Genomic DNA, 13,847 nt, shown 5'->3' with positions numbered 1-13,847 from the left:
CTACCCGTTTTTGCTGCGGGCGACAAGCGAAATATGCCTCTTAACCCGCAGGCAGCACAAACTTGGCCACCAACCCGCCTTCGGCGTGGCCTTCCAATTGAAATTCGCCGCCATGCAGCCGCGCGGCGCGCTCGACGATCGCCAGCCCGAGACCCGACCCGGTCGTGTCGCTGCGTGCGCTTTCCAGGCGCATGAACGGCCGCTTTGCGGTTTCGCGTTGCTCGGCGGGAATCCCTGCGCCGCGATCCGCCACTTCCACGACGACCCGGCCGCCTTCCTGCACGATCCGTACGGTGATCTCGCCACCGCCGTATTTAATGGCGTTATCCAGCAGGTTGGCAAGCGCGCGTTTCAGCAGCACGGGACGCACCGCAAGTGGCGGCAGCGGCGGCAAATCGAGCATGAGCGATTTGGCCTGAACCACGAATGGCTGCGCCGTTTCCTGCACCAGGGCTTGCAGGTCGGTCGGAACGGCGGCTTCATGTTCATCGAGGCGCGCGTAATCAAGGAATTGCTGAATCACCGTATCCATTTGCTCCACATCGGCGGCCAGCCCCTTACGTAGCGCTTCATCCGCGCTAAATTCTGCGGCGAGCCGCACGCGCGCCAAGGGAGTGCGCAGGTCGTGCGAGATACCGGCCAGCACCAGCGCGCGCTCGCGCTCGTCGGCGGCAAGGTCGGCGGACATCTGGTTGAAGGCGTGCGATACCGCGACGATTTCCTGCGCACCGCGTTCCGGCAGCGGTTGCGGCGGCGTCTCGCCCCGGCCGACATCCTGCGCCGCCTGCGCGAGCCGCTTGAGGGGATGCGTCACCTGGAGCGCGATGAAATAGGCGCCGAGCAGCGCCAGCGCCAGCACTACGCTGCCCCAGATCAGCAGCACCTCCGATACCGGATGCTCGATGCGCTCCTTGGGCAGCGCCACCCAGAACTCCTCGTCGCCGATGAAGAAGCTCACCCACAGGGCTTCCACGCCGTTGCGCTTTGCCGCGAAGCGGGTGTTGCCGCCGAGGCTGGCGCGCACCTTCTCGGCCATTTCCCGCAATATCGGCGGACGATCGGGCAAGGCTTCGAGCGCATCGTTAGGCTCCGCCATCTGCACCAGCAGATCTTCGGACTCCGCCAATTCATACAGCAGCGCACCGCGCCACTCCGGCGCGGCAGACAGCACCGCGGCGCGCGTGAGGTTGACCACCGACACCACCAGTTGCGCCATCTGCCGAGCGCGCGGCTCCTGTTCGACATGGCGGAAAACCGCCACGGAGGCGGCGAACGACAGCACAATCAGGATGACCATGAGCAGGAAGGCGCGCGCCAGCAGGGTGCGCGGCAGGATGGTCAAGGCTTGACCCCGTCGGGAACGAACACATAGCCGTGCCCCCATACCGTCTGGATGAAGCGCGGCTTGGCGGGATCGGCCTCGACCAGCTTGCGCAGCCGCGACACCTGCACGTCGATGGCGCGGTCGAACGGCTCATGGTCACGGCCGCGCGCCAGCTCCATGAGTTTGTCGCGCGACAGCGGATGGCGCGGATGGGTCACCAGCGCCTTGAGCAGCGCGAATTCCCCGGTGGTCAGGGAAACCGGCGCGCCTGACCGGGTCAGCACGCGCGTGGCGAGGTTCAGTTCGCAGTCGCCGAAGACGATGGCCTTCTCCTCGGCCCCGGGCGCGCCGGCCGGCAATGAGCCCTTGCGCCGCAGCACCGCATTGATGCGCGCTACCAGTTCGCGCGGGTTGAACGGCTTGGGCAGGTAGTCGTCCGCACCCATTTCCAGCCCGACGATGCGGTCCACGTCGTCGCCCTTCGCGGTGAGCAGGATCACCGGCACGTTCTCGCCCGCGCCCCGTAGCCGCCTGAGAATCGCCAGCCCGTCCTCGCCGGGCAGCATCAGGTCGAGCACCAGCAGGTGGTAATGGCCAAGCTTCAAGGCCTTGTCCATCGCGCTGCCGTCCTCCACCGCCTTGGCCGTAAAGCCCTGCTCGGATAAATAGCGCAACAGCAGTTCGCGCAGGCGCGCGTCGTCGTCAATGATGAGGATGCGTTGGCTCATGGCAACATGATACACAGAAGACGGAAAAATGGAGGATGCAAGACTGCGGCTGAAACAAACTTTTACAAATCAGGCGCTGGCGCAAACACTTGAATTACAGTTCAATCGCATCATGCATCCACACCCATAGCGGACCCCAGCAGGAGAAAACCATGAATGCCATTTTGAAATCCATGATCGCCGCAGGCATCGTCGCATCGTTCGGCCTCAACGCTCCAGCCGCCGCTGCCGGACCGAATCCCGACACGCGCGAAGCGGCACGCAAGGAAGCGCAGCAGACGACTCCGGAGCAGCGCGCGGAACTGCGCAAGAAGATGCGCGAACACATCGAGAAGATGTCGCCGGATGAGCGCCGCGCCATGCACGAGGCCATGCGCGAACACATACAAAATATGCCCCCGGAAGAACGCCGCGCCTACCGCGAGGAGCGGCGCAGGGAATGGGAGAACATGACCCCGGAACAGCGTGCCGAAAAACGCAAGGAGATGCGCGAGCGCTTCGAAAAGATGCCGCCCGATGAACGCCGCGAGATGCGCGAGAAGATGCGGGAGCGCTGGGAAAGTCTGCCGCCCGAAGAGCGTGAAGCACGGCGCAAGGAGATGCATGAACGCTTCGAGAGGATGTCGCCGGAAGAGCGCGAGCAATTCAAACGCGATATGGGCAGGCGCGGTGACATGCCTGCCGGTCAGCCCGACGGCAAGCCGGGCGAGGCGCGATAGTTCAGCTGCTCTCCTCGGAGCGAGGCTCATTCGGCCATTTGACACAAGCTCTCTGAATACCGATAATCTGTTAGTATCGCTCCATGACTTGGTTCTAATTAAGGGAATTAAAATGGCCATCAACGCAGTTTCATCGAACACCAGTTTCCAGGTAGACAATATCAGGCAGAGCTCACCTCCTCCAGCCCATGCTGAGGTTCGCGGTGAGAAAGAGAATGATGGGGACAGCGATGATGGCGTCTCATCCAATGTGAATGCAATCAAACCAACGGTTAACACCAGCGGACAATCCATAGGTACGATCATCAACGTCACAGCCTGAATCATGCGGATTCAGCATCCAGAGTAGCCACTCAACTCTGGCCCTGATGAAAATCCACCAGTTCAAATAAAAACGGGAGCCCAAGCTCCCGTTTTTATTTGAATCACTGCAACTCAAATCGTTTCCGCCCACAGATCGTGCGTATCGGAATCTGTGATCTTCACCTCGACAAAGTCGCCCACCTTTAGCCGCTGGCCGTCTTCGATGTACACCAGCCCGTCGATTTCCGGTGCATCGGCGCTGCTGCGCGCGACCGCGCCCTCCTCATCCACCTCGTCAACCAGCACGGTGAGGGTCTTGCCGACCTTGTGACGGAGGCGCTCCTCGCTGATCTCCTCCTGCAGCAGCATCAACCGCGTGAGGCGTTCCTGCTGGACTTCGGGCGGGATATGATCCGGCAGTGCGTTGGCCGCAGCACCCTGCACCGGCGAATAGGCGAATGCACCGACGCGATCCAGTTGCGCCTCCTCGATGAAATCCAGCAGCTCCTCGAACTCTTCCTCGGTCTCGCCGGGGAAACCGACGATGAAGGTGCTGCGCAGCGTGAGCTCGGGGCAGGTCTCGCGCCATTGTTTGATGCGCGCCAGCACGTTCTCGCTGTCGCCGGGGCGCTTCATCAGCCTGAGGATGCGCTGGTTGGCATGCTGGAACGGTACATCGAGGTAGGGCAGGATAATGCCCTCGGCCATCAGCGGGATCACCTCGTCCACATGCGGATAGGGATAGACGTAGTGCAGCCGCACCCAGGCTTTTTGATCCAGTTGGCCCAGCCCTCCCATTGCCGCAGCCAGCTCGGTCAGGCGCGTTCTGAGCGGCCGGCCGTTCCAGAATCCGGTGCGGAATTTCAGGTCCGCGCCGTAGGCGGAAGTGTCCTGCGAAATCACTAGCAATTCCTTCACGCCCGCGTTGACCAGGCTCTGCGCTTCCTGCATCACTTCGCCGACCGGGCGGCTGACCAGCGGCCCGCGCAGGCTGGGAATGATGCAGAAGGTACAGCTGTGGTTGCAGCCTTCGGAAATTTTCACGTAGGCGTAATGCTTCGGCGTCAGGCGGATGCCCTGCGCGGGAACCAGATCGGAGAGGGGGTCATGGGGTTTGGGCAAGTGCTGATGCACCACCGCCATCACCTCGTCGGTGGCATGAGGGCCGGTCACCGCAAGCACCCTGGGATGCGCCTGCCGCACCACATCGCCCTTCGCGCCGAGGCAGCCGGTGACGATCACCTTGCCGTTCTCGGTCAGCGCCTCGCCGATCGCGTCCAGCGATTCTTCCACCGCGCTGTCGATAAAGCCGCAGGTGTTCACAATCACCAGATCGGAATCCTGGTAGCTTCCGGAAATCAAATAACCTTCGGCACGCAAGTGCGTGAGGATATGCTCGGAGTCCACGGTCGCCTTCGGGCAACCGAGCGAGACGAAGCCGACTTTCGGGATGGCGTTATTCATTGCAATACTTCTTTCGGATCATTCGGGAACCAGCACCCCGACCAGGAAAATGGAGCCTATCCCCAGCGCAATCAGCGCCACCTGCTGGACGGTGTCGCGCAGTTGCGTGCGCTTGTGCAGCCCGGGGATCAGGTCGGCTACGGCAACGTAGATCATGCTCGCCGCGGACAGGGCCAGCAGGGTCGGCACGATGCTCTGCACGGATTGCAGCGCGAAATAAGCCAGCACGCCGCCCACCAGCATAGCAAGGCTGGACAGCAGGTTGACGCGCAGGGCTTGCGCCTTGCTATATCCGGAATGCAGCAGGATGGCGAAATCACCGACCTCCTGCGGGATCTCGTGCGCGATGATCGCCAGCGCGGTGACGATGCCGAGATGGGTATCGACAAGGAAGGCCGCCGCGACGATCACCCCATCCACGAAGTTGTGGAAGGTGTCGCCGACCATGATCATCGTACCGCTGCGGCCATGCGTATCGTGTTCGTGTGCCTCGCAATCGTTGTGGTGGCAGTGCCGCCACAGCAGCAGCTTCTCCAGCGTGAAGAACAGCAGGATGCCGGCCAGCACCGTACCACTCACCGCCGCCGCGCTGCTGCCGGTCTCCATCGCCTCGGGCAGGATGTCGAGAAACACCGCACCGAGCAGCGCCCCGATGGCATAGCTGACCAGCGAGCCGACCCAGTGCGGGCGGGCATTCAGCGCGAACAGCGCGGCGCACAACACGCTCAGCACGCCGCCCATCAGGCTGGCCGCGATGATCCACCATAAGGATGTCATGCAATATGCTCAGCAGAAAATGAAAGTGCCGCCGGAACTGCTCACGCCGGAATCCTTGCCGCGATGTACGCCTTCAACTGCGCGACGTCCGGCGGCAGCGTATCGAAGCGTTGCGGCAAACTTTCGATGTTCTCGTAACCGGCCGGGCGCTGCGGCCCCTGCCCCAGCGCCTCGAGGATGGTCTCCTCGAACTTCGCGGGCAGCGCGGTCTCCAGGCACACCAGCGGGATGCCGGCTTCGCGGTGCTCCAGCCCGGCCTTCATGCCGTCGGCGGTGTGCGGGTCGATCACCACGCCGTATTGCTGATGCACGCGGCGGATGGTGGCGATGCGGTTGGCATGATTGCTCGCGCCCGAGGCCAAGCCGAATTCCTGCACACGGGCGAAATAAGGCGTCTTGCTCAAATCGAACGAGCCGTCCTTTTCCAGTTGCTGCCACAAGCCCTTGAGAACTTTCGGATCGCGCCCGACCAGATCGTAGATGAAGCGCTCGAAGTTGGACGCCTTGGTGATATCCATCGACGGGCTGCTGGTATGCATCGTCTCCGGGCGCGGGCGATAGACGCCGGTCTTGAAGAACTCGTCCAGCACATCGTTTTCGTTGGTTGCGACAATCATCTTGCGGATCGGCAGTCCCATCTGGCGCGCAATGTGCCCGGCGCAGACGTTGCCGAAATTGCCGGACGGCACCGCGAAGGAAACCTGCTCATCGTTGCTTTTGGTCAGCGCAAAATAAGTCTGGAAATAGTAAACCGCCTGCGCGACGACGCGCGCCCAGTTGATCGAGTTGACCGTGCCGATCTGGTATTTTTCCTTGAAGGTCAGGTCATTCGACACGGCCTTGACCATGTCCTGACAGGCATCGAACGGCGCGGTCACCGCAATGTTGAAGATGTTCGGATCCTGCAGCGAATACATCTGCGCGGTCTGGAACGGGCTCATCTTGCCGAGCGGCGACAGCATGAACACGCGGATGCCGCGCTTGCCGCGCATCGCGTATTCCGCCGCCGAACCGGTATCGCCGGAAGTGCCGCCGAGGATGTTCAGTTCCGCATGATCCCTGGCCAGCGCGTACTCGAACAGGTTGCCGAGCAACTGCATCGCGACATCCTTGAACGCCAGCGTCGGGCCGTTGGACAGGCCGAGGATATGCAGGCCGGGTTCGAGCGTCCTGACCGGGGTGATCTCGTCACTGCCAAAAGCCTGCGCGGTGTAAGTCCGGGCGATGATCGCCTTCAGGTCGTCCGCCGGGATGTCGGTGGCAAAGCGGCTGATCACCTCGAATGCCAGCTCGCGGTAATTCATGCCACGCATCCTGGCAAGGTCGGCCGGGCTCAGCTTCGGATAATGATCGGGAACCGCCAGCCCGCCGTCGTCGGCGAGGCCGCCGAGCAGGATTTCGGTGAAAGGTTTGGCGGCCATGCCGCCGCGGGTTGAAGTGTATTTCATGTTGGTATTTTCTTAACCGAGTTGTTCGAGGCGCAAACGCGTCACCTTGCCCGCCACCACCGGCAGCGCTTCCATTTTGGCTATCGCCGCGTTGATGCGCTTCTCGCGCGTCTGGTGGGTGAGCAGGATCAGGTCGGTCTGCTCTTCGCCTTCGGCGGGCTCCTTCTGGATCACCGCATCGATGGAAATCTGCTCGTCGGCGAGGATGCGCGTGATGTCGGCCAGCACACCGGGCTTGTCCTGCACGCGCAGGCGCAGGTAGTAGCTGGTGGTGACCTCGTCCATCGGCAGGATGGTCAGATCAGCCAACTGGTCCGGCTGGAACGCCAGGTGCGGCACGCGATGTTCCGGGTCGGCGGTGTGCATGCGCGTCACATCGACCAGATCGGCGATCACCGCGCTGGCGGTCGGCTCCGCGCCCGCACCCTTGCCGTAATACAGCGTCGAGCCGACCGCGTCGCCCTGCACCAGCACCGCGTTCATCGCGCCCTCGACGTTGGCGATCAGGCGCTTCGCCGGGATCAGTGTCGGGTGGACACGCAGCTCCACGCCTTCAGCCGTGCGCCGCGTGATGCCGAGCAGCTTGATGCGGTAGCCGAGTTGTTCGGCGTATTTGATGTCGGTCGCATCCAGCTTGCTGATGCCCTCGATGTACGCCTTGTCGAACTGCATCGGGATACCGAAGGCCAGCGCGGACAGGATGGTGATCTTGTGCGCCGCGTCCACGCCCTCGATGTCGAAGGTCGGGTCAGCTTCGGCATAACCGAGGCGTTGCGCCTCCTTGAGCACGGTGTCGAAGGAGAGGCCCTTGTCGCGCATCTCGGACAGGATGAAATTGGTGGTACCGTTGATGATGCCCGCGATCCACTGGATGCGGTTCGCGGTCAACCCTTCGCGCAGCGCCTTGATGATCGGGATACCACCCGCCACCGCCGCCTCGAACGCGACCATCACGCCCTTGTCCTGCGCTGCCTTGAAAATCTCGTTGCCGTGCGTCGCGAGCAAAGCCTTGTTAGCAGTGACCACATGCTTGCCATTGGCAATCGCCTTGAGCACCAGCTCCTTCGCGACCCCGTAGCCGCCGATCAGCTCGACGACGATATCCACTTCCGGGTCGCTCACCACCGAGAACGCATCGTCGGTGATGCGGCATGCGCCGCCGGTGACCTGCTTCGCCAGATCCAGGTTCTTGTCCGCCACGACAGTGATGCGGATCGGACGCCCGGCGCGGCGCGCAATCTCTTCCGCATTGCGTTTCAGTACGGTGAACGTGCCGCCGCCGACGGTGCCGATGCCGAGCAGGCCTACGTTGATTGGTTTGATGCTCATGATATTTTGCCTGTTATTCAAAATTTCTTTGTAGGAGCGCAATTTATTGCGCGATTGAATCGCCCGATAAATCGGGCTCCTACGATTGTTAATCCGTGCCGTGTTTCTTGCGGTAGCCTTCCAGGAAACGCGCGATGCGCCCGATCGCTTCGGTCAGGTCATCGGCATTCGGCAGGAACACCACGCGGAAATGATCCGGATGCACCCAGTTGAAGCCGCTGCCCTGCACCACCAGCACCTTCTCGGCCTCCAGCAACTCGAGGATGAATTTCTGGTCATCCTTGATCGGATAGATTTTCGGGTCGAGACGCGGGAACAGGTACAGCGCGGCCTTCGGCTTGACACAGGTCACGCCGGGGATCGCGGTGATCAGCTTCCAGGCCAGGTCGCGCTGCTTGCACAGGCGCCCGCCCGGCGCGACCAGGTCGTTGATGCTCTGGTAGCCGCCCAGCGCGGTCTGGATCGCGAACTGCCCCGGCACGTTGGAGCAGAGCCGCATCGAGGCCAGGATAGTCAGCCCGTTGATGTAATCCTGCGCATGCTTCTTCTCGCCCGACACCACCATCCAGCCGGCGCGGTAGCCGCAGGCGCGGTAGTTTTTCGACAGGCCGTTCATCGTGATGAACAGCACGTCGTCGGCCAGCGAGGCCATCGAGGTATGCGTCGCGCCGTCGTACAACATCTTGTCGTAGATTTCGTCGGCGAAGACGATGAGCTCATGCTCGCGCGCAATCTGGACGATCTCCTTCAGAATCTCGTCGGAATACAGCGCACCGGTCGGGTTGTTCGGGTTGATGATGACGATGGCGCGCGTGTTCGGCGTGATCTTGCTGCGGATATCTGCAAGGTTGGGCATCCACTCGTTGGCTTCGTCGCAAATATAGTGGCGCGGCGTACCACCGGCCAGCGTGACCGCCGCTGTCCACAGCGGATAATCCGGTGCGGGCACCAGCACCTCGTCGCCGGTGTTGAGCAGCCCCTGCATCGTCATCACGATCAGTTCCGACGCGCCGTTGCCGATGTAGATGTCCTCCAGCCCGACACCCCTGATGTTCTTCGATTGGCAGTAATGCATGATCGCCTTGCGCGCCGCGAACATGCCCTTGGAATCGGAATAGCCGGACGAATTCGGCATGTTCAGGATCACGTCGCGCTGGATTTCCTCGGGCGCCTCGAAACCGAACGGCGCGAGGTTGCCGATGTTCAGCTTGATGATGCGCTGACCCTCCTCCTCCATCTGCTTGGCGCGTTCCATCACCGGCCCGCGGATGTCGTAGCACACGTTGGAAAGCTTGGTCGATTTCAGTATTGGTTTCACAATTCACCTGTTCATGCGGGATGCTGCCCGGTGCGTTCCGCCATCTCGAAATGGTAGAATCCGGCACAAAGCAGCAAAGGCGCGATTTTACCCGCGCAGCCCCCGCGCAGCAAATGCAACACGACTATGGAGAGCTAGACTTGAAGCTGCAACTGGCCAATCTCGGCGACACCAAACTGTTCACCGCGCACGGCGCGGATCATGTCATGGTCAACGGCGAGCGCCACGAGCGCAGTATCGTAGTGCTCGCGGAAGAAGTGCGCAGCGACTGGAATGCCGCCGGTTTCGATGCGTTGAATGAGACCCATTTCGCCTGGTTCCTCGCCTTGAGACCGGATGTGCTGCTGCTCGGCACCGGCGCGCGGCAGCGCTTCCCGCACCCGCGCCTGTACCGCGCATTGACCGATGCGGGCATCGGGGTGGAATGCATGGCCACCCCGGCGGCCTGCCGCACCTACAACATCCTGGCGGCGGAAGGCCGCAGAGTGGTCGCGGCGATTTTAATGCCGTGAAACGTTTTTTGAGGAACCCCCATGAGCCAATCCCTGAAAAACGTCATCCGCCAGGCCGAGCAGGTCATCCTCGGCAAGCCGCAGCAGATCCGCCTCGCGCTGGCCTGCCTGCTGGCGCGCGGCCACCTGCTCATCGAGGACATGCCCGGGGTGGGCAAGACTACCCTGGCGCATGTGCTGGCGCGCACGCTGGGCCTGCAGTTCCGGCGTATCCAGTTCACCAGCGACCTCTTGCCCGCCGACATCCTCGGCGTGTCGGTGTACCAGCGCGACAGTAATGAATTCAAGTTCCATCCCGGCCCGATCTTCGCGCAGATGATCCTCGCCGACGAGGTAAACCGCGCCACGCCCAAGGCGCAGAGCGCACTGCTTGAGGCGATGGAAGAAAAACAGGTGACCATCGAAGGCACGACTCGGCCGCTGCCGATGCCGTTTTTCGTCATTGCCACGCAGAACCCGGCGCACCAGGTCGGCACCTTCCCGCTGCCGGAATCCCAGCTCGACCGCTTCCTGATGCGCATCCAGATGGGTTACCCCGATGCGCAGGCGGAGCGCGGCCTGCTCTCCGGCGTGGACCGGCGCGAGATCGTCGCCCAGCTCAAGCCGCAGATGGAAAGCACCGAACTGCTCGCGCTGCAACTGCGCGTCCGGGATATCTTCGCCTCCCCCGCCCTGCTCGACTACCTCCAGGCCATCCTGCGCCACACGCGCGAAGCGGCGCGCTACACCCACGGCCTGTCCCCCCGTGCCGGACTCGCGCTGCTCTCCGCCGCGCGCGCCTGGGCGCTTCTCGACGAGCGCGATGCCGTGCTGCCCGAGGACGTGCAGGCCATCCTGCCCGGCGTGGTCAGCCACCGCCTGCAGGCCGCCGGCGAATACCAGAGGCACGACGGCGAAACGCTGGCGCGCGAACTGATCGAGGCGGTGGCGATTCCCTGATCCCGTGCTCACCGCACTCAAACAATATTTCACCGCCTGGGCGCTGCGCCGCCAGCGCTACGACCACGGTGCGGTCACGCTCACCCAGCGCAGCATCTACATCATTCCCACCCGGCAAGGACTGGCACTAGCCTTTGTACTGGTGCTGATGCTGCTCGGCGACATCAACTACAACCTGAGTCTGGGTTACGTGCTGACCTTCCTGCTGGCGACGATGGCGGTGATGTCCATGCTGCACGCCTTCCGCAACCTCGCTCACCTGGAAATCCGCGCCGGGCATGCCGATGCCGTATTCAAGGGGGACACCGCGCAATTCACGCTGCACTTCCACAATCGCGGCAAGCTGCCGCGCTACCAGCTCTGCCTGCGCGACGTGCATGGCAATACGGTCAACTTCGATGTGCCCGCGCAGCAGGACAGCAAGGTTGTTTTTCCCGTGCCCGCCACGCAACGCGGCTGGCTGGCGCTGGGCAAACTGACCCTGTACACCGAATTCCCGCTCGGTCTGTTCCATGCGTGGTCCTACCTGCATTTCGATGCGCGCTGCCTGGTTTACCCCAGCCCCATGACGGACGTTCCGCTGCCGCCGGGCAATGCGCCCGACGGCACAGGCAAGCGCAACATCGCGGGCGACGACGACTTCGCCGGCCTGCGCAAGTACGCGGCAGGCGATGCCCTGCCGCGCATCGCATGGAAGGCGTTTGCGCGCGGGCAAGGCTTGCAGGTGAAACAGTTCTCCGAGCAGATAGGCGAAGAATTATGGCTGGATATGGCCGGCGCGCCCGACCGCAACGAAGAAGAAAAACTGGCACGCATGACGCGCTGGGTGCTGGATGCCGAAGCGCTGGGACTGCGTTACGGCTTGCGCCTGCCGGACGGCGAGTTGCCCGCAGGCAACGGCGCGGCACATCGCGACGAGTGCCTGCGCCGGATCGCTCTGTTTAACCTGCCCAATCCATCCTTCGACGAGCTCAGGACGAACGGGTTGAAAAGTTGGCGCAGACAAAAAAACGTTCGCGGTGAGCTTGTCAAACCATGAACATGAGCAAACCTCTCATCTACGGGCTGCTGCTGTCCATCCTCATGGTCATCGCACCGCATGCCGTGCACCTGCCGCTCTGGATCAGCGCCCTGTGCGCCGCCCTGCTGTCCTGGCGCGCCTATCTCGCCTGGAGCGGCAACCCGCTGCCGAAGCGCTGGCTGCTGCTGTCCATCACCCTCGCCAGCGTAGGTGGCATCCTCATCGAGTTCCACACGCTGTTCGGACGCGAGGTCGGCGTCACGCTGCTGATCCTGCTCACCGCGCTGAAATTCATGGAGCTGCGCAGCCCGCGCGATGCGACGGTGCTGGTGTATCTCGCCTGCTTCATCGTCATCACCAACTTCTTCTACTCGCAGAGCATCCCCACCGCGCTGTACATGCTCGCCACCCTGCTGGCCATCGTCGCGACCTGGGTGCATCTGTATGGCGAGAACATCGCGCTCAGGCCGAGGCTGCGCATCGCAACGACCCTGCTGCTGCAGGCCATTCCGCTGACGCTGGTGCTGTTCATCCTGTTCCCGCGCGTGCAGGGCCCGCTGTGGGGGCTGCCGCAGGACGCCTTCGCCAGCAGCGGCCTTGACGACAGGATGGCGCCGGGCAGCATAAGCCGTCTGACCCTGTCGGATGAGGTTGCATTCCGCGTCAACTATGCGGGCAAGCCGCCGCGCCGCGAGCAGATGTACTGGCGCGGGCCGGTGCTGTGGGAATTCGACGGGCGTACCTGGACACCCGGCCGGACTGCGTCCGGCATCGCCCCGCAATTCACCGAAACCGGCCAGCCCATCGACTACAGCGTGACGCTGGAGCCGCACAACAAGACCTGGCTGTTCGCGCTCGACATGCCGGAACGCATCTCCGTTTCCGCCAGACTCACCCATGATTTCAGGCTCGTGCAACAGGAGCCGGTGAAGGCGCGGCTGCGCTATGAGGTGCGCTCCAACCTTTCCTACCATGCAAACCTGCATGAGGCCGAGCGGCAAATCCAACGCGCGCTGCAACTGCCGCCCCCCTTCAACCCGCGCGCGCTACAGCTTGCCGCAAACTGGCGCGCCGACGGCGCAAACGACAGCGCCGTAGTACGCGCCGCCCTCGCCTATTTCAACCGCGAAGGATTCCAGTACACGCTGGAGCCGCCGCCGCTCGGGTTGCACAGCGTGGACGATTTCCTGTTTACGACCCGGCAGGGATTCTGCGAGCACTATGCCTCCAGCTTCGTGTTCCTGATGCGCGCCGCACACATCCCGGCGCGCGTCGTGACCGGCTACCTAGGCGGCGAATATAACGCGGTGGGCAACTACTACATCGTGCGCCAGTCCGATGCGCATGCCTGGGCGGAAGTGTGGCTGTCCGGCCGGGGCTGGGTGCGCATCGATCCGACCGCGGCCATCGCCCCGGCACGCGTCGAGCGCGGTCTGTCCGCCGCGGTGGCGAACAACGCCGCCCTGCCGTTCATGGCGCGCAATCCGCCGCAATGGCTGCGCGACCTGCGCCTGAACTGGGATGCGCTGGCCAACCGCTGGAACCAGTGGGTGCTGGGCTACAACAGCGAACTCCAGTTCGCCTTCCTGACCCGGCTCGGAATGGAATCCATCACCTGGCAGAAAATGGCGCTGAACATGATGGCGGGCGTCGGCCTCATCGTCGTGCTGTTCGCCCTGCTCATGCTGCGCCACCTGTTCAAGCGCCAGCCGGACAAGGTGCAGGCCGCATGGCTCAGACTGTGCCGCAAACTGGCGAAGGCCGGCCTGCCGCGCGCCGCGCACGAGGGGGCGCAGGACTACGCCGAGCGTGTCGCCGCCGCGCGTCCCGACCTCGCCGCGTCAATCCGCGACCTCGCAGCGCGCTACAGCGCGCTGCGCTACGGCGCCCGCCGGGACAAGCAGGCGTTGCGGGAATTTCTGCGACATACCGCGACCTTCAAAACCTGAATCTGTATAATCCGCG

Annotated in this window: 13 protein-coding genes; 6 read left to right on the top strand and 7 right to left on the bottom strand. The window is 63.1% G+C overall.

The genetic code is table 11. The features are described from left to right. Positions 1 to 40 precede the first annotated feature (40 nt). Positions 41 to 1,342, bottom strand: coding sequence for an ATP-binding protein (locus ACRRNM_RS00610; RefSeq protein ID WP_435626311.1), 1,302 nt, complete (start codon positions 1,340 to 1,342; stop codon positions 41 to 43). Then, on the bottom strand, positions 1,339 to 2,052 hold the full coding sequence (ompR, locus tag ACRRNM_RS00605; RefSeq protein ID WP_435626310.1) for an osmolarity response regulator transcription factor OmpR: 714 nt from the start codon (positions 2,050 to 2,052) through the stop codon (positions 1,339 to 1,341). The genes ACRRNM_RS00610 and ompR overlap by 4 nt, the downstream gene beginning before the upstream one ends. 152 nt (positions 2,053 to 2,204) lie before the next feature. Here ompR and ACRRNM_RS00600 point away from each other — a divergent pair, with 152 nt between their 5' ends. Continuing rightward, positions 2,205 to 2,771: a DUF3106 domain-containing protein gene (locus ACRRNM_RS00600; RefSeq protein ID WP_435626309.1), complete on the top strand. Its 567-nt coding sequence runs from the start codon at positions 2,205 to 2,207 to the stop codon at positions 2,769 to 2,771. A 112-nt stretch (positions 2,772 to 2,883) separates the two neighbouring features. After that, positions 2,884 to 3,093 (top strand): hypothetical protein, encoded by a 210-nt coding sequence (locus tag ACRRNM_RS00595; protein WP_435626308.1) that lies wholly within the window; start codon positions 2,884 to 2,886, stop codon positions 3,091 to 3,093. Positions 3,094 to 3,206: 113 nt separating this feature from the next. Here the strand turns inward: ACRRNM_RS00595 and rimO are convergent, their stop codons facing one another. The 5 genes from rimO to ACRRNM_RS00570 all read right to left on the bottom strand — a co-directional run bounded on the left by rimO (position 3,207) and on the right by ACRRNM_RS00570 (position 9,410). After that, positions 3,207 to 4,538 carry a 30S ribosomal protein S12 methylthiotransferase RimO gene (rimO, locus tag ACRRNM_RS00590; RefSeq protein ID WP_435626307.1) on the bottom strand — a complete coding sequence of 444 codons (1,332 nt, stop codon included), beginning with the start codon at positions 4,536 to 4,538 and terminating at the stop codon, positions 3,207 to 3,209. An 18-nt stretch (positions 4,539 to 4,556) separates the two neighbouring features. Beyond that, complete coding sequence (locus ACRRNM_RS00585; protein ID WP_435626306.1) at positions 4,557 to 5,315, bottom strand: ZIP family metal transporter; 759 nt, start codon at positions 5,313 to 5,315, stop codon at positions 4,557 to 4,559. A 41-nt stretch (positions 5,316 to 5,356) separates the two neighbouring features. Next, positions 5,357 to 6,763 carry a threonine synthase gene (thrC, locus tag ACRRNM_RS00580; RefSeq protein WP_435626305.1) on the bottom strand — a complete coding sequence of 469 codons (1,407 nt, stop codon included), beginning with the start codon at positions 6,761 to 6,763 and terminating at the stop codon, positions 5,357 to 5,359. Between the two features lie 12 nt (positions 6,764 to 6,775). After that, on the bottom strand, positions 6,776 to 8,086 hold the full coding sequence (locus tag ACRRNM_RS00575; protein WP_435628618.1) for a homoserine dehydrogenase: 1,311 nt from the start codon (positions 8,084 to 8,086) through the stop codon (positions 6,776 to 6,778). Positions 8,087 to 8,180: 94 nt separating this feature from the next. Continuing rightward, positions 8,181 to 9,410, bottom strand: a complete 1,230-nt coding sequence (locus tag ACRRNM_RS00570; protein WP_435626304.1) for a pyridoxal phosphate-dependent aminotransferase — start codon at positions 9,408 to 9,410, stop codon at positions 8,181 to 8,183. Positions 9,411 to 9,550: 140 nt separating this feature from the next. On the opposite strand from ACRRNM_RS00570, the gene ACRRNM_RS00565 reads away from it, so the two are divergent. Genes ACRRNM_RS00565 through ACRRNM_RS00550 form a run of 4 tightly spaced genes read left to right on the top strand, consistent with a single transcriptional unit; the run spans position 9,551 to position 13,831 of the window. Further along, positions 9,551 to 9,922, top strand: coding sequence for an Mth938-like domain-containing protein (locus ACRRNM_RS00565; protein ID WP_435626303.1), 372 nt, complete (start codon positions 9,551 to 9,553; stop codon positions 9,920 to 9,922). Positions 9,923 to 9,943: 21 nt separating this feature from the next. Beyond that, the gene (locus ACRRNM_RS00560) at positions 9,944 to 10,861 is read left to right on the top strand and encodes an AAA family ATPase (RefSeq protein ID WP_435626302.1); all 918 of its coding nucleotides are present in this window, start codon (positions 9,944 to 9,946) and stop codon (positions 10,859 to 10,861) included. Positions 10,862 to 10,865: 4 nt separating this feature from the next. Then, positions 10,866 to 11,900, top strand: a complete 1,035-nt coding sequence (locus ACRRNM_RS00555; protein WP_435626301.1) for a DUF58 domain-containing protein — start codon at positions 10,866 to 10,868, stop codon at positions 11,898 to 11,900. Between the two features lie 2 nt (positions 11,901 to 11,902). Beyond that, positions 11,903 to 13,831 carry a transglutaminase TgpA family protein gene (locus tag ACRRNM_RS00550; RefSeq protein WP_435626300.1) on the top strand — a complete coding sequence of 643 codons (1,929 nt, stop codon included), beginning with the start codon at positions 11,903 to 11,905 and terminating at the stop codon, positions 13,829 to 13,831. Positions 13,832 to 13,847 lie beyond the last annotated feature (16 nt).

It is taken from the genome of Ferrigenium straubiae, assembly GCF_051257895.1.
GTDB lineage: Bacteria > Pseudomonadota > Gammaproteobacteria > Burkholderiales > Gallionellaceae > Gallionella > Gallionella straubiae.
Note: the sequence above shows the minus strand (reverse complement) of the source record. Positions and strands in the feature narration are given on the sequence as shown.